Source organism: Chromohalobacter sp. 11-W (assembly GCF_029889905.1).
Taxonomy (GTDB): Bacteria; Pseudomonadota; Gammaproteobacteria; order Pseudomonadales; family Halomonadaceae; genus Chromohalobacter.
Genome location: NZ_JARANZ010000001.1, coordinates 481,572 through 500,656, shown reverse-complemented (window position 1 = coordinate 500,656; position 19,085 = coordinate 481,572). Strand labels below are relative to the sequence as shown.

The window sequence follows — 19,085 nt, the reverse complement described above, 5'->3', positions numbered from 1 at the left end:
GTCACGTTGAGTCTGGGGTATGTCGTGCAAACGTCTGCGTATAGCGCTCAGACGCCGTCGTATTCACGCATCAGCTCCCTGGCCTCGCGCGCCACGCCATCGTCCTCGGCGCGTGCAGCAACTTGCAGCAACGCCTTGGCCTGCGTGGTTTCGCCTTCGGCGGCCAGCAAATCCCGCGCCTTCTCCAGCGCGTCGGCTGGCGCCTCGACGGCGCGCCCATTATCCAGATGCGAGGGTTCGAACGCCACTTCCTCGACCTCCCAACGCGCAACATCATGTGATGACTCACCTGACTCATCGTACGAATCGGCCTCCGTCGAGGGTTCCACCTCGGGCAACTGATAATCCAGGCGCGTGGGCGCACCGGGAACCTCGGGCGGCTCGAACTCGAGCGGCGCGGCTTCCTCATCGGGACGTGCGGCCGGCGTTACCGCCTCCGCATCCTCATCCGACTCATCATGCGGCGTCTCGGGCTTCGCGTTGTCGGCAGGCACCGAGGCACCTTCGAATAGCGCGTCCATGTCGGAGGAAGACGCAATCGGTTCATGCGGCGCGCTGGCGGCTTGCGTGGCGACGACTTGACGATAATGCGTCACCAAGGCCTCAGCCTCACGGTGCGTTTCATCACTGACCGACGACGCGAAGCGCGCGGCCTCTTCCTCCAACGCATTGAGCTCGCCCAGTTCACCCAACACCGACAGCAATTTGAGGCGCAACTCGGCATTTTCCTGTGCCGCCAGACGCGCCTGTAGCCATTCACGCGCCTGGGTATAACGTCCATAGGCGATATAAATATCGGCCTCGTCGATGGTGGCCGTTTCGGGTACATCATCGTCACTCAGGATCGGACGCGCCTTGGCGGTAGGCTGCGTCGTCCCCAGCCGCGCCGCCACATCCTGATAGGTCGCTTCGCGACCGGTACGCCAACGCTGCCATCCCCAAAGCGCCAGCAATGCCGCCAGTACGATCAGCAACACCACCTGCAATGGTCCCAACCAGGATGACGACGCTTCATCACGCTGGGCAGTGTTTGGCGGCGTCTCGTCGCTGAGCGACGCTGCCTGCTCGCCGGACGATGCCGACGGGGTAGCGGATGCCGTCTGTGCCCGCAACGCCGCCACGCCGGTCACATCGACCGGCGGTAGCGCCGAGAGTGCTTCTAGACGCTCGGCCAGCGCATCACGTTCCCGCTCGACGTAGGCCATGCGCACGCGCAGCGCTTGCAATGCCGCCTCTAGCTCGGCCGCACGTCGAGAATCAGACTCTCCTGCGCGCGGCGGCGATGAAGCGGCATCCGGTGCGGGACGCGAGCTCTCGGCACCCTCGCGAACCGTCCCGACAACGCCCTGCGACGTCTCAGGTTGGGGCTGAGAAGTCGCGCGAGAAGTCGTCGGTGCATTGGCTTGCCGCGTCGACGTGCCCGCGGCTGCCGGCGACGCATCGGAAGAGCTCGCCAGGGCGTAGCCAGCCGGGTCGAGCAACAATGTCACCGGCTGCTGGATACGCCCTTGCGGCCATGACACCTCCAGCAATAATTCGAGATACGCGCGCTCTACCGGCGCCTGACTGCTGAGCGTGACGCGTGGCGGTGTGGTATCGCGCGATAAAGCGACATTCAGCGGCATCTCGAGCGCTTTATCATCCAGCCCCGCCGTCTCGAAGGCAGTCTCGTCCGCCAGACGCACCTTGAGTCGCTGAGGATCGACATCGCCGACACCGGAGAGCGTCAGTTCGGCGCGCAAGGGCTGATTGAGATAAGAAGTGACCTGCGGCGCTCCCACGCTTACCCCTAGTGCCACGGGGCTCATCACGACTAGGCACAATGCCAGAGCAATCTTGCGCAGCATGGAATCCTCAAGAACGACGTCAACGATGGCTGAAGTTTTATCATATCTTTTAACCAGCCACCTCATACCAGGCCTCGCCCAAACAAGACGGGCCCGCCTAAGCGGGCCCGTCGTTCAGATGGCAGTCAAGCATGGGCGCCCTCTCAGGGGCGCCCCATCTGTCACCGCGTGGCGATGATCCAAACGGCGTGAATGATGCCGGGAATATACCCCAACAACGTCAGCAGAATATTGAGCCAGAAATGCAGACCGAAACCGACCTGCAGGAAAACCCCCAGGGGCGGCAGCAAAATAGCCAGAATTATGCGGATAATGTCCATACATCCTCTCCTTGTGAATGCGTCCTTTCAGAGTCTTTCAAAGTAGTGTGGGGCGCCCCACTGGTGATATTCACCGCCTAGCATGATACGCAAGGGCATGACGCCCCGATAGCCTGGCTATTGCTTGCCACGAGGATCGCAATATTCGACTCCCGGCGCATGCGAATGCGCGTCGGGATCGATCTTCTGGCGCACCTCATCGGCGCCCGAGGCCAGCGTTTCGTGGTGACGCTCCCAATCTTCCCAATCATGCGGGGTACCACTGCGCGGGCGCTGGCTTGCCGCGCCCCGAGCGCGTGCCCAGGCCTGCTCTTCGAGGGTAGTGGGCTTGTCCTCTTCCTTATCGAGGCCGATTCCCTGCTTGGCCAAGTAATCACGTGCGTTCATGTTGCCTCCCGAAGAGCCGAACCCTGTCTATTACGTCTCGTGCCAATGATTTACGCCGCTTCTGCGCAGCGTCATTTTTTCACAATGCCACTATAGCCTATCCCTCTTACATGAAGGCATGAGACCGACTTTCAAGCCGCCACCCCTCCATCGTTTTTATCTATCAGAAATTTAATTTTAATCAAATTCATCATTGATCGACTCCTCGGCATACTACCCGCGCTTTCAGGTAGCCAAGCGACACGCGACGGCACGCTCATTTCACAACCGACGATTCAACGAGGACACAGGCATGGAAGTACGCAAGGTGGATGTCGCCATCATCGGCGCCGGAACCGCAGGTCTCGGCGCCTATCGTGCCGCCAAGGCACATACCGATTCGGTCGTGATGCTCGAAGGCGGCCCCTATGGCACAACCTGTGCACGCGTCGGTTGCATGCCATCCAAGTTGCTGATCGCGGCCGCCGAGACCGCACACCATGCCCGCGACACGGCACCCTTCGGCGTTAATGTCAGCGGCGAAGTTACGGTCGACGGACGGGCAGTGATGGACCGTGTTCGCCGCGAACGTGACCGCTTCGTGAGCTTTGTGATCGAGTCAGTCGACGGCATCCCCGACAGCGACAAGCTACGCGGTTATGCCCGCTTCGCCGATGCCAACACGCTGATCGTCGATGAAGAAATCCGCGTCGAAGCCGACAAAATCGTCATCGCCTCCGGCTCGCGTCCCACCTATCCCGGTTTCTTCGAGGCCGCCGGCGACCGCCTGGTGATCAACGACGACGTCTTCGAGTGGGAAAACCTGCCCGAGTCGGTGGCCCTGTTCGGCCCTGGAGTCATCGGTCTCGAACTGGGACAGGCGCTCCACCGGCTCGGCGTTCGTCTACGCATCTTCGGCGTGGGAGGCGCGCTGGGGCCACTCCAGGACACCGCGATTCGTGACTACGCCGAGCAAGCGTTCAACGACGAGCTTTATGTCGACCCCGACGCCACCGTCGAGTCTATCGAGCGTGACGGCGACAGCGTGGTCATCACCTTCATCGAACGCGAGACCGGTGAACACCTGACCGAGCACTTCGACTACCTTCTCGCCGCGACCGGGCGACGCCCCAACCTCGACAACCTCGACATCGAGGCTGCCCATCTCACGCTCGATGCCCGTGGCGTGCCGGTGTACAACCGCCACACGCTGCAATGCCGTAACGACCAAGACGCGCCCAGCCATGTATTCATCGCTGGCGACGTCAATCATGAGTTGCCGCTTCTCCACGAGGCCTCCGACGAAGGGCGCATCGCTGGCGACAATGCCGGTCGCTACCCTGATATCAGGGCTGGGCACCGCCGCACGCCACTAGGTGTGGTCTTCAGTGACCCGCAGATTGCCACGGTGGGGATGAGCTATCCTCAATTAGAAGCGCGCTATGGCGACTGTGAGTGCTTCGCCGTTGGCGAGGTGTCCTTCGAGGGCCAGGGACGTTCACGGGTCATGCGCATGAACAAGGGGCTGATGCATGTATATGCCGAGCAGGGTTCCGGGTTGTTCCTCGGCGCCGAGATATTCGGGCCGCGCGCCGAGCACTTGGGCCACCTGCTCGCTTGGGCACATCAGCAACGCCTGACTGTCAGCGAGATGCTGGAGATGCCGTTTTATCACCCGGTCGTCGAGGAAGGCTTGCGCACCGCGCTGCGCGACCTCAACGCCAAGCTCCAGTTGGGGCCGGCGATCGTCGAGCGCTGCATGGAATGCGGACCGGGGGACTGACGTTTCAATGCCACGCGCCGCGTGGTACCACGCTAACGGCATGACGTCAGCGGACGTCATGTACGTCGACGCCCAGGAGACCTGCCATGACGCGTTCATCCCCCGCCGTAGTCGGCGATATCATGATCGGCGATGGCTACCGAGTCACCGCCAACACCTCGATCTCGGCACTCGCCGATGGGCTGGCGCGCCACCGATTGCCCGGTGCGCCAGTCGTCGATGCGAAAGACCGCCTGATCGGCTTCATCTCGGAGCAGGATGTCCTGGGCCAACTGCTCGATAGCGCCTATCACTGCGGCCAACCCTCATTGGTCGGCGAATTGATGCGCGATGCGGTACTCACGGTGACGCCCGACAAGAGCATTGTCGACCTGGCCGAGTCCATGCGCGGCGAACGCCCCAAGGTATATCCCGTCGTCGATGACGGGCACGTCATCGGCCTGGTAACCCGTCGCGAGGTTCTCGCCGCCCTGCTGGTGATGCGCAACCGCTGCTGAGGCCAACACCAGCGTATAAAAAAACCGCCGTGCAAAGGCACGGCGGTCAATCGAGAACAGTAAGCTCAAAACGCATTTCCTAGCGACTGCCTGGAATCACGTTTCTTGCATTAACTCAGACCGTATTGCAGGCAAAAGTTCCCTCGCCTTTCGCATTTTTTATCGAGCGTTGCCATGGTCAAGCTTGCCAAGCCCTGTCTCGCTTGATTAACATCCCCTGCGTCGAGCGGGCATAGCTCAGTTGGTAGAGCATCAGCTTCCCAAGCTGAGGGTCGCGAGTTCGAGCCTCGTTGCCCGCTCCATTCCTTCTTCGTAAGTTCAGGCAGACCTCAGGGTCGCGAGCTGGTACGCCAGCCCGGTGGAACGCCACCCGGTCGTGCCTCGTTGCCCGCTCCATTCCTTCTTCGTAAGTTCAGGCAGACCTCAGGGTCGCGAGCTGGTGCGCCAGCCCGGCCGAGCCTCGTTGCCCGCTCCACTCCTTCTTCGTAAGTTCAGGTAGACCTCAGGGTCGCGAGCTGGTGCGCCAGCCCGGCCGAGCCTCGTTGCCCGCTCCATTCCTTGCTTGCGATTTCATCACGTCTTGAGAGTCACTGCGTCATGACGCGATCGCATGCTAGACTCGAAGCTTCGCATTCGTTTCGGCCTCTCACCGCATCATGCTACTTTTTTTACTGGTTTTCGCCGTCTGCCTGACGATCCTGGTCGGTACCGTGGCGATGCTGATGCTCAGCCGTACGCCACGCTATCGGACCGAGCCCGAGCACCTGCTAACGCTGTTCGACAAAACGCTGGACAAGCGCGTCAGCGTGGCCGAATGGCATACGCTGGTCGATTATCCGATTCGCCACGATGCCTATCTCGAAAGCATCCGCCGCCGTGCGCAGCATGTGATGGAGGAGCACGGTAGACCCTGGCAAGTCGTGCAGGGAGGCTGCCTGCTATCGCGTGCCGGGCGCGACGAACTCGAGGCGATACGTGACCATCTGCGTGCACGCCTGGCACTGCGAACGCCTGAACTAGAGGCCTGAGAATTGCGCCTCACGCGCCATGGGCGTGTATGGTAAGCTCACTGCGAAGCTCAGGAGGGTCGCCATGAGCAGCAGCATTCGTCTTACGCCGCTCGACAACACCGTCAAGCATCACGGTCATGCCTTTCATCAGATCGTCATCGGTCTGGCCGGCCACGCCGAATTCGAGATCGAGGGTCTGGGCGGTTCCATCGCACCCCTGTCCGGCTGCATCGTCCCGATCAATCACGTGCACTACTACGAAGGTATCGGTGACAACCGCCAGTTGATCCTCGACCTCCCGGATGACTCGCCTTCGCTGACCGGAGGCCATCGCGAACTGGCCAGCCTGTTCGATGCGCCACGCTATTTCACACTCGACGACCCCCTGCGCAACTATCTCAACTTCGTGGTGCAGGAAATGTCGCAGCCGCGACACGCCAATGGCGAATTGCTCGCCACCACCTTCTTGAGCTGCCTGCATGCTCGCCTCGCCGCGCCGACGACGCTCGACAGCGGACGTGCGCTGGATCTCGATACCATCGATCGCTACATCGACATCCACCTCGCCGAGCGCGTGACGGTCAAGGATCTGGCACGCTTGGCCTGCCTGAGCGAGGCACATTTCGGCGAGCGCTTTCGACGCCATACGGGGCTGACACCGTACCAATACTTGTTGCGCCGCCGCCTCGAGCGCGCGAGCACCCTGCTGCGAACCGCCGGCGCACCACTCAGCGAAATCGCGGCACGCACGGGATTCGCCAATCAAAGCGCCTTGTCGCACGCCTTTCGGCGCCATCATGGCCAGTCTCCCTCGCAATGGCGTCGAAGTGCCACCGTCTCCGTCACGACCACGCCCCCATAGACTAAGGTCTAAAATTCAAGCCCACCTCTGCACCTGCCGTGTTTTTTGACACAAACACCCGAGAAATTGGCAAGACCGGGCACGCTGACCCACTCTAAAGTCGACGCTATACAACATAACCAGGACGCCGATACTGGCGCCGACTCCGCACGCCTACCTTCATTATTGCGTCGCCGATCATCACGGGGTCATGACATGCAAAATGCCAACACCATGCTGGAAACCGCCACCTGGAATGACGATCTGGACACGCTGTTCGCCCGTGTCAGCGATTATTACAGCGTCGAGGAAGACGCCTATGTCGCCGAACTGGTCGCGTTCTTGCGTAACGAAGAGCAAGACTTCAAGCGGATCGCCACGCAAACCGCCGAGCTGGTGCGCGACGTCCGCGAGATGGATACGGCGGTCGATTCCATCGATGAGTTGCTGCAGGAATACAGCCTCGATACTCATGAAGGCTTGATGTTGATGTGCCTGGCCGAGGCCATGCTGCGCATTCCCGACAAGGCCACCGCCGACGCCCTGATCGAAGATAAACTGGGGCCCGCCGACTGGAAGGCGCACGTTGGCCAGAGCGAGTCGTGGTTCGTCAATGCTTCCACCTGGGGGCTGCTGATGACCGGCCGCGTCCTGCAGCTCGACCACCCTCGCGAAGGCAAGCCCGCCACCTTCATCAACAAGATGGTCAACCGCATGGGCGAGCCGGTGATTCGACGCGCCATGTATCAGGCGATGAAGATCATGGGCAAGCAGTTCGTGCTGGGGCGGACTATCGACGAGGCCCTGAAACGCTCGCAGCCGCTGTTCGACAAGGGCTATACCTACTCGTACGACATGCTCGGCGAGGCCGCGCGCACGCGGCCCGATGCCGATCGTTATTTCGACGATTACGCCCAGGCCATCGAACGGGTCGGCGCGACCAGCCGCAAGCTGGATGCCAAGACCCCAGCGCCCTCGGTGTCGATCAAGCTGTCAGCCTTGCATCCGCGTTACGAATTCGGACGCCGCCGCCAGATCCTCGAGGAACTCACCGACAGCGTTCGCCGGCTTGCCTCGCTGGCCCGCGAGAACAACGTCGCCATCACCATCGACGCCGAGGAAGCCGACCGCCTGGAATTGTCGCTGGAAGTCTTCCGCGACGTGTTCGAAAGCGATGTCTGCCGAGGCTGGGGGCACTTCGGGCTGGTGGTGCAGGCCTATTCCAAGCGTGTCTTGCCGGTTCTGCACTACATCAACCGTCTCGCCGATCAGTGTGGCGACGAAATTCCGCTACGTCTGGTCAAGGGCGCCTACTGGGATACCGAAATCAAAGAAGCCCAGCAGCAAGGGCTCGACGGCTATCCGGTCTTCACCCGCAAGGCGTGCACCGATGTCACCTACCTTGCCTGCGTGCATTTCCTGCTCTCCGAAAATACCCGGGGGCGCATCTTCCCGCAGTTCGCGACGCACAACGCCCACACCATCAGCACCATACTGGAGCTCGCCAATACGGGGGACCGACATTTCGAGTTCCAACGCCTGCATGGCATGGGCGAAGCGCTCTACGACGCCGCCCTCAAACGCGCGCCACAGGGCACTTACTGCCGTATCTACGCACCGGTAGGCGCGCACAAGGATCTCCTGCCCTACCTCGTGCGGCGCTTGCTGGAAAACGGCGCCAATTCGTCTTTCGTGCACCAGTTGGTCGATCCTCGCGTGCCCGTGGAAAGCCTCTGCGAGCACCCAGTAGAGACCTTGGCGCAGTACGATACTTATGCCAATCCACGGATTCCGCTGCCACGCGATATCTATGGCGAAAAACGCAAGAACTCCAAGGGCGTCAACTTGAACATCAACAGCCAATACCAACCGCTGATCGACACCATGGCGACATTCATGGATAGCGAGCACCACGTCAAACCGCTGCTGGCCTTCGACGTGGAAGACGATGCCGCACAGCGTCACGACGTGCTCAGCCCTTACGATACCCGCCAGCGCGTGGGCAGCGTGCAGTGGACCACCAGCGAACAGGCCCAGCGCGCCGTGGATGCCGCCTGGGCGGCCTTCCCGCGCTGGAGCGATACGCCAGTCGAAGAGCGTGCGCAGATCCTCGAGCGCTTCGCAGACTTGATGGAAGAGCACCTGGCCGAACTGATGACACTGTGCTCCCGCGAAGGCGGCAAGCTGCTCACCGATGGCGTCGATGAGATTCGCGAAGCGGTAGACTTCTGCCGCTACTATGCGATGCGCGCTCGCGAAATGTTTGACGCACCGATCCCGCTGCCCGGCCCGACCGGCGAGTCCAACGAGCTGATCCTGTCCGGCAAGGGCGTATTCGCCGCCATCAGCCCGTGGAATTTCCCGGTAGCGATTTTCTGCGGTCAGATGGTCGCCGCCGCCGTCGCAGGCAATCCGGTGCTCGCCAAGCCAGCCGAGCAGACCTCGCTGATCGCGCACCGCGTCGTGGAACTGCTCCACGAAGCAGGCATGCCGCGCGACGTGGTGCAATTGCTGCCCGGCGACGGCCCCACCGTGGGCAGCGTACTGACCGGTGACGCCCGCATCACCGGCGTCGTTTTCACCGGTGGCACGGACACCGCACAAATCATCAACCGAGCCCTCGCCGACCGCGAAGGTGCCGCACTGCCGACCTTGATCGCCGAAACCGGTGGCATGAATGCCATGATCGTCGACTCCACCGCGCTCCCCGAGCAAGTCGTCGCCGACGTGGTAGCCTCGGCCTTCCAGAGCGCCGGTCAGCGTTGTAGCGCCTTGCGTGTGCTCTATATCCAGGAAGACGTCGCCGACCACGTCATCGAGCTACTCAAGGGCGCCATGGCGGAGCTGCACATCGGCGATCCGCGCGACCTGGGTACCGATGTCGGCCCGGTCATCGACGAGGATGCCCATCGTCAGCTCAGCGATTACATCGTGCGCCTCAAGGAGGAGGGCCGCCTGGTGGCCGAGGCAACACCCGATGCCGACACTGCGGCGCACGGCCACTTCGTTGCACCGACTGCGTTCGAGATCGAGGGCATCGACACACTGGAGAGCGAGCAATTCGGGCCGATATTACACATAGCCCGGTACCGTAGCGCGGAGATCGACCAGGTCATCGATACCATCAACGCCAAGGGGTATGGCCTGACGTTCGGTATTCACAGTCGCAACGAATCCTTCGCCGCTGAAATAGCGCGAAAAATTCGAGTGGGCAATGTGTACGTCAATCGTAATATCATCGGCGCTGTCGTGGGCGTACAGCCTTTCGGTGGCCAAGGTCTGTCAGGCACTGGCCCCAAAGCGGGCGGACCGCATTATCTGCAGCGATTCGCCACGGAAAAGACACGCACCATCAATACCGCCGCTTTGGGCGGCAACGCGTCTCTTCTCGCGCTGGGAGACGAGTGATCTCCACTCGTCATCAAACAACAAACTGAGGGAACTCCATCATGGTCAAAACAACGCCACTATCGGCTTCGCCTCCGCGCTCTGCCTGTTCATGATGCTCGCCATCAGCGTTCTGAACCGTATGCGTACCCACAACCTGCCGGAGCTACATCCGGCCTAATAACTAAGATAATTAAGAACAGGAGACGTTTTTATGGCTATTGGTGTTTGGATCAGCCTATTTGCTTACTTTGCGCTCATGATCGGCATCGGCCTTTATGCCATGCGCACATCCACGTCCACGTCTGAAGATTACATGCTGGGTGGTCGAACCCTCAGTCCAAAAGTGGCGGCCCTATCGGCCGGCGCTTCGGACATGAGCGGCTGGTTGCTACTGGGGTTGCCCGGGGCAATGTTCGTCTCTGGCTTGGGCTCGGCCTGGATCGGGATCGGCCTGTTCGTGGGGGCATTCTTCAACTGGGTTCTGGTCGCACCACGCCTTCGTGAACAGACGGTTCACTATGGCAATGCGATCACCATTCCCGCCTTCCTGGCAAACCGGTTCCCGACACGGGCAATGTCGTTGAGGACGGTATCCGCTATCGTCATCGTCGTCTTCTTCGCAGTTTATACGGCATCAGGCCTGGTGGCAGGTGGCAAGTTGTTCGAAAGCGCGTTTTCCGGCGTCATCAACATCGGTGGACTGAGCGATTACGCAGCCGGCGTCGTCATCACACTAGGCGTGGTACTTGTCTATACGGTTGTCGGCGGCTTTTTGGCCGTGAGCATGACGGACTTCGTGCAAGGCTGCATCATGATGCTGGCACTGGTGATCATGCCGGCGGTTGTGATCTTCGGCGAGGGTGGCGGCGGTTTCGCCCAAGCCTCACAGACCCTGAATGAAGTCGATCCCACACTGCTATCGTGGACGGATGGACTGACCTTCATCGGTTGGCTGTCTGCGGTGGCTTGGGGTCTGGGTTACTTCGGACAACCCCACATCATCGTGCGCTTCATGGCCATTCGGTCTCTGAAGGATGTGCCCATTGCCCGTAACATCGGCATGAGCTGGATGCTCATTTCCCTGATCGGCGCCGTCTCTCTGGGGATATTCGGCCGGGCCTATGCAATCCGCAACGGTATGGAGGTCGAGGATCCGGAAACGATCTTCATCATCCTGGCGGACCTACTGTTCCATCCGCTGATCACCGGTTTCCTCTATGCCGCACTGCTTGCGGCGATCATGAGCACCGTTTCCAGCCAGCTTCTGGTGGCGTCTTCATCACTGACCGAAGACTTCTACCGCCTGTTCCTGCGTAAGCAGGCAACTGAAAAGGAAACCGTCACTATAGGCCGCGTGAGTGTCGTATTGGTTGGCTTGGTGGCAGCCTTCATTGCATCCGACCCGAACTCTCAGGTCCTGGGGCTGGTCAGTAACGCCTGGGCAGGCTTCGGTGCGGCATTCGGCCCGTTGATCATCCTGTCACTGATGTGGTCGCGCACGAATGGCGCTGGCGCCATCGCAGGCATGGTCGTGGGTGCCCTCACCGTCATGATCTGGATCTCACTGGGCTGGAACGCATCGTTCATGGGAGGTTCCGGTGTATATGAGATCATTCCTGGCTTCATCGCCTCCTTCATTGCCATCCTGGTGGTGAGCAATGTGACTAAAGATGCCGGGGAATATAAGCAAATCTCTCGCTAAAAGAGCGCGCATAGCGCACGCCGATTAGTGAAAGGGCTCCTGCGGGAGCCCTTTTTGATGGTCGGTCACGGGGGCGCACCAAAGGCCCAGAAGCGCGACGCCAGGTAAGTGAGCACCGGCACCATCAATGTCGCGATCGCCACGGCGATAAAGCCGCTTAGCGGGGTCACGGCCAATAAAGCAGCCAATACCCCGTTGTTAAGGGCGAATCCCAACGCCGCCACCAGGAAGAAACGCCTTGCCCGGCCACGCCGGCGAAAGGTGACGCGCCGATGACCGATCAACGACACCTGAAAAGCCGCCAAGAATGCCACGAGATTCGCCGCGAATTCGGACATACCCGGCCAAAGCCCGAGCAGCACGCCCGCCACTAGCAAATGCAGCCCCGTGGCGATGCCCCCGACGAGCCCGAAGCGCGCAGCAGTGCCAGCCTCCCCCACGAGCCGACTCATGACTCGTCGTCACCTCGACGACGCGACGCGCGTGGCGTCTCGCTATCCTCGGCGACCAGGTAGAGCGGCCGATGCTTGGCCTCGATGAAGAGCCGCCCCACGTACTCCCCCAACACGCCGATCGACAACAATTGCATGCCGCCGAAAAATAGGATCGCCGTCATCAGCGACGCATAGCCCGGCACATCACTGCCAAATAGCACCACACGTCCCACCAGCAACACGATATACAAGAAAGCGATCAAGGCGATCACCGCCCCGAAGTAGGACCAGATCCGCAGCGGCCAAGTGGAAAAGCTCACCACACCGTCCAGTGCGAAGTTCCACAGCTTCCAGTAGTTGAACTTACTCTGCCCGGTTTCACGCGAAGGGCGTGCGTAGTAAACCCCAGTGGTGCGATACCCCGGCCAGGAGAATAATCCCTTCATGAACCGGCTGCGTTCCGGCAAGCGGTTGATAGCCTCGACCACGCACCGATCCATGAGCCGGAAGTCCCCCGCGTTACGCGGAATCGGCGTCTCCGCCATGCGGTTGAAGAAGCGATAGAACAAGCCGGCAGTGGCACGTTTGGTATGAGTATCCTCGTCACGAGTACCGCGCACGCCATAGACCATGTCATAGCCTTCCTCACGCCACAGGCGCACGAACTCGAGGATCACCTCTGGCGGATCCTGAAGATCGACATCCATGGGGACGATGGCCTCACCACGGGCATGCGCGAGCCCCGCCGATAGCGCCGCCTCCTTGCCGAAGTTACGGGTCAACGAGAGGTAGCGCACGCGGGCGTCTCGCTCATGCGCGTGACGCAAGCTGGTCAGGGTCGCATCCTGCGACCCGTCATCGACAAAGAGCACTTCCCAGCGCGCAACATGGCCCTCAAGAGCGTCACGGATCGCTTGCAGAAACCCCGCTATGGCGGCTTCTTCGTTCATGACAGGCACCACGATGGACAACAGCCAATCAGCACCGGAGCCTTCTCCCTGCACCCTATCGCCCGCCGACGATGATAGTTCCATCTTTTCCTCCGCTTTTTAGCTCGACACGATCAACCATCGACTCAACGTCGACATCCCATCAACGCACGCCTTCGCAATGGGCGCTCTTGGCAGTTAAGAGGTTTTTCACCCTCTTGGCGAATGCGACCCTTTCGATGCCACGCCAGCCCTATGATGCCAAACGCGCCCATCATGGTGGATCAGACTCGCTCAACGGAAGAAAACAGTGTTTGAAAATTCTTCTGGACTTAAAAAACACTGTTTCCTATACTGCAAGCGTTGATACGGAAACGCCGTTCGATACGGCGCTGTAACCCAAAGGAGTGTCCCATGACCAAGACCAAACTTTTTTCCGCTCTCGTACTGGCCGGCACCTGCGCTTTCGGTACCCAGGCTGCTCTCGCCTATGACGCAGGCGACTTCTTCGTGCGCGGCGATATCGCCAAGAGCGATATCGATGACAGCCATGTCGATGACGAGAATGGCTTCATGGGTAGCGTTGGCTACCTCTTCCACGACAAGCTGGGTGTTGCCCTGAGCTCCAGTGAGAAGTTCGAGCACGACTTCTCGACCAATGGAGTCAACGGCGACTTCGAGCAGCGCCCGATCAATCTGACGCTGCAATACTATCCGCTGGGTGGCACTGACTCGCGCGTTCAGCCCTATGCCGGTGCCGGTGTCAACTACACCAAGTTTTCCAGCGAAAACCTCGCTAACGGCCAGAGCGCCGATATGGACGACTCTTGGGGTGCCGTCGGTGAACTGGGCGTCGACCTGTTCGTGACCGAGAACCTGGCCTTCAACGGCTTCGCCAGCTACACCGATGTGGATTCCGACGTCGACATCAATGGCAACTCAGCCGGCTCGATCGACCTGGACCCGGTCACCGTGGGTGGCGGTCTCAGCTATCGCTTCTAAGCAGCACACGTCAGTGCGCTGATAAAACGCCGGGCTCTGTGCCCGGCGTTTTCGTATCTGGCCATGCACCTCATGCCTCGGTAACGACTCGGTCGACCTCGGCCACGGCGTCGGTGACCACGCGACGCACGCTGGACGGAGCCTCTTTCAGATAGGTATCCACAGCGGGCGCGACATCACAGGACGCCGGCAACGGTGACTCGGTCTCGGCCAGCGTTTCGAGCCGCGCGACGAAGACATAGCGCAGCCACTGCGGCATCGCCATGGTATCGACGCAAAATGGCTGCTGGCTGGCGAAAGCCGCTGCGGATGGCTCTTCCACCCGCCACATATCGGCACTGCGTAATGTCGCGATCAAGTTTTCCAATGCTTTCATCAAGTCGTCATGAGCCGTCATCTCGTCTCCTGAAAAGGGTTGAATACTTCCCCATTATCGCGTTCACCATGGGCGATTGACCACCTCGTAGACGGTTTCTCCCCAGAAGGCCGTTTACCCACAGTTCATTGGGACGGGATTGTGGATAAACGTGGGACAACCTTCGTTTGCCCATGGATGACGCCGCTTGGCAGCAAGCGTTTATTTTTTGACCAACCTGGGGCTGGTCAGCGCCATCCTTGAACGCTACAGTGCCGGCCTCGATCCCGGAGGCAGCATGCAGTCGATCACCACGCTCAGTGAATTTTTCCAACGTACCGGTGCGGACGTACGCCTTTTCGACATGGGGCGCCGCATCGCACCTTTCGAATTCTCGCGGCTCGCCGAGTTCGAAGCCGGAGCCACCCCCTGGCCCTTGCCCTGGAACGGCCAAGCACGGCTGGCATGCGCGTTCCGTCTAGGCAACGATGCCGCAAGCGAGCCCTTGATCTGGTTCTTGGCCCTGCCCCTGGACGAGCAAGGCATGCTGGTCCCCGGGCCGCGCGACGCCTTCCTCGAGCGCCTCATCGAAACCTTGGGTCGCACGGTGGAAAGTGTCGGACGCGACGAGGCACCGCACATCGACAACTTGATGCGCGACAACCCATTGGTCTTTACCCCCGACCTTACACAACAAGCCATATTGCACGCCCAGGCCGCCCGCGACTTTGCCCAACCGGCCAGCAAGTACCATGCACCGGCCCACGCCTACCTGATCGATGCCGACACCAGCGTCGACTGGCAAATGCTCGGCCTGCAGGGAATTGCCGATCTCGTGGCCCGCCTCGAAAGCGTGGAAGAAGCTCGCCTGGCAGAGCGTATCCCCGTACTACCGGTCGAGGTCCTGCGGCCGCTTTGCTACTGTATGGAGCATCGAGACGTGGCCTCGGCATGCGTAGAGCCGCTTCGCGAACGTGCCGAAGCAGCAGCACGCGCGGGGGATCTCGAAACCGTATGCGCGGTGATTCGCGCCCTGGGCAGCAGCCACGATTCACGAGTCGGCGCCTGGTACGATACGCTACTCGATGACCCAGCGGCCTGCGGTCCCGATGTACTCGCCGCCATGGCCGCGCGTGGCTGGATGCATCTCGAGGATGAGCAACGCTTACCGCGGTTTCTCACCCGACTAGCGGAAACGCCACACGCTAACTTCACCGCACTGGTACGTGACCTGGCGCTTGTGCCACGCTTGCGCCTACCGGTATTAATGACGCTGCGCCAAGCGAGTGCCGACTCTCCTATCGGCCTACGCTTGGCCGAACTGGATCGTTGATGCATGAAAGCACCACCCTATCAAGCCAAGGCCGTCATCGGCCGGCGCGAAATGGTCACCCTGCCGGAGCTGGGCCTGACGCTGTGCGCTAAGATCGATACGGGAGCGCGCACCTCGGCGCTGCATGCCGAAGACATCGAGACATTCGAGCGGCAAGGGCATCTTTGGGTGCGTTTCATTACGCGCAGCGGTGGTCCCGACGCCCCATCGCATACGCTGGAACTCCCCCTGTACGACCGCCGCAAGGTCAGGAGTTCCAACGGGTTCGAGCAATGGCGCCATGTCATCCGAACGCACATGCAACTCGGGGGACTCGACTATCCTATCGAACTGACCTTGACCGACCGGCGTAGCATGCGCCACCCCATGCTGCTTGGACGGCGCGCGCTGCGCCGCCTTCTGGTCGCGCCCGGCGCGGCCTTCCTGCACGGCGAGCCTTGATCCCGCCGGCATCGCTATCGAGTGGAGACGACCATGCATATCGGCATTCTTTCACGCAATCGCAGACTGTACTCGACGCGGCGTCTGATCGAGGCTGCCGAAGCGCGCGGGCACACCGCCCGGGTGGTCGATACGCTGCGCTGCTATATGAACATCGCCTCACACCGGCCGTCGATTCACTACAAAGGCGAGGAAATCGAGCCGTTCGACGCCATCGTGCCGCGCATCGGTGCCTCCGTGACCTTCTACGGCTGCGCCGTGTTGCGCCAGTTCGAGATGATGAGCACCTATGTGCTCAACGACTCGGTGTCGATCACGCGCTCACGCGACAAGCTGCGCTCTCTGCAATTGCTGTCACGCAAGGGTCTAGGGCTTCCGGTCACCGGGTTCGCCCATTCACCGGACGATATTCCAGATCTGATCACCATGGTCAAAGGCGCGCCACTGGTCATCAAGCTGCTCGAGGGCACTCAGGGCATCGGCGTGGTCTTGGCGGAAACCAACCAGGCCGCCGAATCGGTCATCCAGGCCTTCATGGGCATGAAGGCCAACATCATGGTCCAGGAATACATCAAGGAGGCCAAAGGCGCCGATGTCCGCTGTCTGGTGATCGGCGACAAGGTGGTCGCCGCCATGAAGCGTCAGGCGCTTGAAGGTGAGTTCCGTTCCAATCTCCACCGTGGCGGTACCGCCAGTGTCATACGCATTACCCCGGAAGAGCGTTCCACGGCCATCCGTGCTGCCAAGGCGATGGGCCTGCGCGTCGCTGGTGTGGATCTACTACGCTCCAACCACGGTCCCGTGATCATGGAGGTCAATTCTTCGCCGGGCTTGCAGGGTATCGAAACCGCCACAGGCAAGGATATTGCCGGGCAGATCATCGATTACATTGCGAAAAATGGTGCCACCCCACGCAAAGCGCCTCCCAAACCCAAGGGCTAAGCAAGGCATCTCCCGTGTGCCGTGCCACACGGGGAAATTTTCTTGCTACCGGGGTAGCAAAACGCTGTTTCCACCCGCACAATTTGCGTCACCGGAGGAGGTGACCGCCCATGTTTCTCGATAATCGCCAAGTGGCGATGGACAGCGTGCTGGAAGCGCTGGCCGACAGTCTCGATTATTTCCAGGACAATTTCGAGCGCCTGCGTCCCGCGCTGCGCGATCGTCTGAAGCCGCATTATGAAGAGCGCGGCCAGGCCATGCGCGAGCTGCAGAAACTGGCCAAGGAACATCTCGATATTTTACCACGCGATGCCGACGTGGAGCGCGATGACTATCTCTGGCTATGGAGTCGTATCAAGAGCTTCGTGGGCAACGACAGCCAGGTGCTGCTAGGCGAGCTACTCGAGCAGGAGCGCGTGTTGATGCAAGCAATGGGCACGGCATTCACTCATCCCCTCCCTGATGCCGTAGAACCGGCGCTGGAGCGCTGCTGGAAGAATTGCCGGGCGTTGATCCGCGAACTCAATGCACAGCACAAGCGCTGATACCCATCTCGGGCACTATCACTCCTCCTTCTTGCGAATAGGCAACGTTTCAGGCGGCCCGAGAAAGTAAGGCACCCTATCCCATAGGTAGATATCACCGACGGTCGCTGCACGTGCCAACCATTCGCGTAGCCAAAGCTGCCACTCGCCTCCAACCCGACCGTCTGGCACAGCGCACCCTTCCGCCTTCAAACCGACCGCATCGGCGATGAACAGAGCACGCGGCAAGTGCCACGCCTGCGAGATCATCAGCACGTGCTCGGCCCCGAAGACACGGCGCGCCCGCACGACACTATCGAAGGTGCTGAAACCGGCATAGTCGAGCGTCATATCGTCACTATCGACGTTACGCGCACGCAATGAGCGCCACATCGAAACGGGCTCATTGTAGTAGCGCGTGCGATTGTCACCGGAAAGCAAAAGGTGCTGGACACGCCCCAGGCGCAGCAGTTGCGCTGCGGCTTCCATGCGCGCGGCGAAATAGGGATTGTGGCCGCCGCCACGAAGTCCTTCGGCGGTCCCGAAGACCAGTCCGACCGGCTCGGCATCGCACACGAGCGCATCGTGATGAATACGGCCAGCCGTCTTGGCGAACACCCAGACATTGAGCGCCACCACCACGGCGAACATGAAGATCACGCCGACAAGACACCACTTGAGCAGTCGCCATCCCCACCGGATCAGCCCCCGGCGACCGTTTTCTCGCGGCATGCGGATCTCCAACGAATAAGGGGCGTTAGCTACGCCCCACCATGAGAAAGAGAGCGACTAAGACCTCGTCCTAGAACATGCCCAGTTCCAGCCTCGCCTCCTCCGTCATCATCTCACGGCTCCAGGGCGGGTCGAAAACGATCTCGACGTGCACCTTGGACACTTGCGCAGCGCCCTGGAGCTTGCGTCGGGCATCTTCGGCGATCACCTCTCCCATGCCGCAGCCTGGCGCGGTCAACGTCATGCGAATGGTGACCATGGTCTCGCCACTTAGAAGATGCTCGATACGACACCCGTAGACCAAGCCCAGATCAACGATATTGACCGGAATCTCCGGGTCGAAACAAGTCCGCAACTGCGCCCAGATGAAGGCCTCGAGCTGCTCATCGCTGGCTCCCTCGGGAAGGGACGCACGCGACACTGCTTCGAGTCCCAGCGCATCGAGGTCGTGCCCCTCGATCAGGAACATGCGTCCCTCGAAGCCGACACTGACCGTTCCACCCTTGGCCTGCATCACCGAGACGATACTATCCTCGGTCAAGGTCACGCTCTTGCCGAAGGGAATCGAAATCGCCTCGACATCGCGCTGCAAGGGCATTTCTTGCCCCTTGTAGAGGCTTTGCAGTTGATCCATGCC

The 19,085-nt window shown here is 60.7% G+C and carries 19 protein-coding genes and 1 tRNA gene; 12 read left to right on the top strand and 8 right to left on the bottom strand.

What is annotated here, in order from left to right:
• Positions 1 to 47 precede the first annotated feature (47 nt).
• From OP494_RS02210 to OP494_RS02200, 3 genes are all read right to left on the bottom strand, one after another.
• Entirely contained in the window at positions 48 to 1,847 is a 1,800-nt protein-coding gene (locus OP494_RS02210) for a hypothetical protein (RefSeq protein ID WP_280539106.1), read from the bottom strand.
• A 161-nt stretch (positions 1,848 to 2,008) separates the two neighbouring features.
• Positions 2,009 to 2,167 carry a YqaE/Pmp3 family membrane protein gene (locus OP494_RS02205; RefSeq protein ID WP_040244018.1) on the bottom strand — a complete coding sequence of 53 codons (159 nt, stop codon included), beginning with the start codon at positions 2,165 to 2,167 and terminating at the stop codon, positions 2,009 to 2,011.
• Between the two features lie 117 nt (positions 2,168 to 2,284).
• Positions 2,285 to 2,554 carry a hypothetical protein gene (locus OP494_RS02200; RefSeq protein WP_178999462.1) on the bottom strand — a complete coding sequence of 90 codons (270 nt, stop codon included), beginning with the start codon at positions 2,552 to 2,554 and terminating at the stop codon, positions 2,285 to 2,287.
• Between the two features lie 292 nt (positions 2,555 to 2,846).
• Here OP494_RS02200 and OP494_RS02195 point away from each other — a divergent pair, with 292 nt between their 5' ends.
• The 7 genes from OP494_RS02195 (at position 2,847) to putP (ending at position 11,756) form a co-directional block, all read left to right on the top strand.
• A complete protein-coding gene (locus OP494_RS02195) occupies positions 2,847 to 4,316 on the top strand; it encodes a dihydrolipoyl dehydrogenase (protein WP_280539104.1) in 1,470 nt (489 codons plus the stop codon).
• A gap of 86 nt (positions 4,317 to 4,402) precedes the next feature.
• Positions 4,403 to 4,813 (top strand): CBS domain-containing protein, encoded by a 411-nt coding sequence (locus OP494_RS02190; RefSeq protein ID WP_040244021.1) that lies wholly within the window; start codon positions 4,403 to 4,405, stop codon positions 4,811 to 4,813.
• 226 nt (positions 4,814 to 5,039) lie between these two features.
• Positions 5,040 to 5,115, top strand: a tRNA-Gly gene (locus tag OP494_RS02185).
• Between the two features lie 354 nt (positions 5,116 to 5,469).
• A complete protein-coding gene (locus OP494_RS02180; RefSeq protein ID WP_280539103.1) occupies positions 5,470 to 5,841 on the top strand; it encodes a hypothetical protein in 372 nt (123 codons plus the stop codon).
• A gap of 64 nt (positions 5,842 to 5,905) precedes the next feature.
• The gene (locus OP494_RS02175) at positions 5,906 to 6,685 is read left to right on the top strand and encodes an AraC family transcriptional regulator (RefSeq protein WP_280539102.1); all 780 of its coding nucleotides are present in this window, start codon (positions 5,906 to 5,908) and stop codon (positions 6,683 to 6,685) included.
• A gap of 195 nt (positions 6,686 to 6,880) precedes the next feature.
• Positions 6,881 to 10,072 (top strand): bifunctional proline dehydrogenase/L-glutamate gamma-semialdehyde dehydrogenase PutA, encoded by a 3,192-nt coding sequence (gene putA, locus OP494_RS02170; RefSeq protein ID WP_280539101.1) that lies wholly within the window; start codon positions 6,881 to 6,883, stop codon positions 10,070 to 10,072.
• A 193-nt stretch (positions 10,073 to 10,265) separates the two neighbouring features.
• Positions 10,266 to 11,756, top strand: coding sequence for a sodium/proline symporter PutP (gene putP, locus OP494_RS02165; protein WP_280539099.1), 1,491 nt, complete (start codon positions 10,266 to 10,268; stop codon positions 11,754 to 11,756).
• 65 nt (positions 11,757 to 11,821) lie between these two features.
• Here putP and OP494_RS02160 read toward each other — a convergent pair whose 3' ends face one another.
• A complete protein-coding gene (locus OP494_RS02160) occupies positions 11,822 to 12,208 on the bottom strand; it encodes a GtrA family protein (protein ID WP_280539098.1) in 387 nt (128 codons plus the stop codon).
• The gene (locus OP494_RS02155) at positions 12,205 to 13,224 is read right to left on the bottom strand and encodes a glycosyltransferase family 2 protein (protein WP_280539097.1); all 1,020 of its coding nucleotides are present in this window, start codon (positions 13,222 to 13,224) and stop codon (positions 12,205 to 12,207) included. Before OP494_RS02155 ends, OP494_RS02160 begins: the two co-directional genes overlap by 4 nt.
• 309 nt (positions 13,225 to 13,533) lie before the next feature.
• On the opposite strand from OP494_RS02155, the gene OP494_RS02150 reads away from it, so the two are divergent.
• Complete coding sequence (locus OP494_RS02150) at positions 13,534 to 14,121, top strand: OmpW family outer membrane protein (RefSeq protein WP_280539096.1); 588 nt, start codon at positions 13,534 to 13,536, stop codon at positions 14,119 to 14,121.
• 70 nt (positions 14,122 to 14,191) lie between these two features.
• Here OP494_RS02150 and OP494_RS02145 read toward each other — a convergent pair whose 3' ends face one another.
• Entirely contained in the window at positions 14,192 to 14,518 is a 327-nt protein-coding gene (locus tag OP494_RS02145; protein ID WP_280539095.1) for a YqcC family protein, read from the bottom strand.
• Positions 14,519 to 14,774: 256 nt separating this feature from the next.
• On the opposite strand from OP494_RS02145, the gene OP494_RS02140 reads away from it, so the two are divergent.
• The 4 genes from OP494_RS02140 (at position 14,775) to OP494_RS02125 (ending at position 17,737) form a co-directional block, all read left to right on the top strand.
• Positions 14,775 to 15,809, top strand: coding sequence for a DUF3549 family protein (locus OP494_RS02140; RefSeq protein ID WP_280539181.1), 1,035 nt, complete (start codon positions 14,775 to 14,777; stop codon positions 15,807 to 15,809).
• A gap of 3 nt (positions 15,810 to 15,812) precedes the next feature.
• Positions 15,813 to 16,250, top strand: a complete 438-nt coding sequence (locus OP494_RS02135) for a RimK/LysX family protein (protein ID WP_280539094.1) — start codon at positions 15,813 to 15,815, stop codon at positions 16,248 to 16,250.
• Positions 16,251 to 16,283: 33 nt separating this feature from the next.
• Positions 16,284 to 17,192: a 30S ribosomal protein S6--L-glutamate ligase gene (rimK, locus tag OP494_RS02130; RefSeq protein ID WP_178999450.1), complete on the top strand. Its 909-nt coding sequence runs from the start codon at positions 16,284 to 16,286 to the stop codon at positions 17,190 to 17,192.
• 110 nt (positions 17,193 to 17,302) lie between these two features.
• Positions 17,303 to 17,737, top strand: coding sequence for a hypothetical protein (locus OP494_RS02125; RefSeq protein WP_040244032.1), 435 nt, complete (start codon positions 17,303 to 17,305; stop codon positions 17,735 to 17,737).
• 18 nt (positions 17,738 to 17,755) lie between these two features.
• On the opposite strand, the gene OP494_RS02120 is transcribed toward OP494_RS02125, so the two are convergent.
• On the bottom strand, positions 17,756 to 18,448 hold the full coding sequence (locus tag OP494_RS02120) for an ElyC/SanA/YdcF family protein (RefSeq protein ID WP_040244034.1): 693 nt from the start codon (positions 18,446 to 18,448) through the stop codon (positions 17,756 to 17,758).
• 70 nt (positions 18,449 to 18,518) lie between these two features.
• The gene (gene sufT, locus OP494_RS02115; protein ID WP_040244036.1) at positions 18,519 to 19,082 is read right to left on the bottom strand and encodes a putative Fe-S cluster assembly protein SufT; all 564 of its coding nucleotides are present in this window, start codon (positions 19,080 to 19,082) and stop codon (positions 18,519 to 18,521) included.
• Between the last annotated feature and the right edge of the window lie 3 nt (positions 19,083 to 19,085).

What these genes read in the sequence shown, in the direction of transcription:
- OP494_RS02210 (WP_280539106.1), bottom strand. Translation starts at nt 1,847, where the DNA reads ATGCTGCGCAAGATTGCTCTGGCATTGTGCCTAGTCGTGATGAGCCCC.
- OP494_RS02205 (WP_040244018.1), bottom strand. Translation starts at nt 2,167, where the DNA reads ATGGACATTATCCGCATAATTCTGGCTATTTTGCTGCCGCCCCTGGGG.
- OP494_RS02200 (WP_178999462.1), bottom strand. Translation starts at nt 2,554, where the DNA reads ATGAACGCACGTGATTACTTGGCCAAGCAGGGAATCGGCCTCGATAAG.
- OP494_RS02195 (WP_280539104.1), top strand. Translation starts at nt 2,847, where the DNA reads ATGGAAGTACGCAAGGTGGATGTCGCCATCATCGGCGCCGGAACCGCA.
- OP494_RS02190 (WP_040244021.1), top strand. Translation starts at nt 4,403, where the DNA reads ATGACGCGTTCATCCCCCGCCGTAGTCGGCGATATCATGATCGGCGAT.
- OP494_RS02180 (WP_280539103.1), top strand. Translation starts at nt 5,470, where the DNA reads ATGCTACTTTTTTTACTGGTTTTCGCCGTCTGCCTGACGATCCTGGTC.
- OP494_RS02175 (WP_280539102.1), top strand. Translation starts at nt 5,906, where the DNA reads ATGAGCAGCAGCATTCGTCTTACGCCGCTCGACAACACCGTCAAGCAT.
- putA (WP_280539101.1), top strand. Translation starts at nt 6,881, where the DNA reads ATGCAAAATGCCAACACCATGCTGGAAACCGCCACCTGGAATGACGAT.
- putP (WP_280539099.1), top strand. Translation starts at nt 10,266, where the DNA reads ATGGCTATTGGTGTTTGGATCAGCCTATTTGCTTACTTTGCGCTCATG.
- OP494_RS02160 (WP_280539098.1), bottom strand. Translation starts at nt 12,208, where the DNA reads ATGAGTCGGCTCGTGGGGGAGGCTGGCACTGCTGCGCGCTTCGGGCTC.
- OP494_RS02155 (WP_280539097.1), bottom strand. Translation starts at nt 13,224, where the DNA reads ATGGAACTATCATCGTCGGCGGGCGATAGGGTGCAGGGAGAAGGCTCC.
- OP494_RS02150 (WP_280539096.1), top strand. Translation starts at nt 13,534, where the DNA reads ATGACCAAGACCAAACTTTTTTCCGCTCTCGTACTGGCCGGCACCTGC.
- OP494_RS02145 (WP_280539095.1), bottom strand. Translation starts at nt 14,518, where the DNA reads ATGACGGCTCATGACGACTTGATGAAAGCATTGGAAAACTTGATCGCG.
- OP494_RS02140 (WP_280539181.1), top strand. Translation starts at nt 14,775, where the DNA reads ATGCAGTCGATCACCACGCTCAGTGAATTTTTCCAACGTACCGGTGCG.
- OP494_RS02135 (WP_280539094.1), top strand. Translation starts at nt 15,813, where the DNA reads ATGAAAGCACCACCCTATCAAGCCAAGGCCGTCATCGGCCGGCGCGAA.
- rimK (WP_178999450.1), top strand. Translation starts at nt 16,284, where the DNA reads ATGCATATCGGCATTCTTTCACGCAATCGCAGACTGTACTCGACGCGG.
- OP494_RS02125 (WP_040244032.1), top strand. Translation starts at nt 17,303, where the DNA reads ATGTTTCTCGATAATCGCCAAGTGGCGATGGACAGCGTGCTGGAAGCG.
- OP494_RS02120 (WP_040244034.1), bottom strand. Translation starts at nt 18,448, where the DNA reads ATGCCGCGAGAAAACGGTCGCCGGGGGCTGATCCGGTGGGGATGGCGA.
- sufT (WP_040244036.1), bottom strand. Translation starts at nt 19,082, where the DNA reads ATGGATCAACTGCAAAGCCTCTACAAGGGGCAAGAAATGCCCTTGCAG.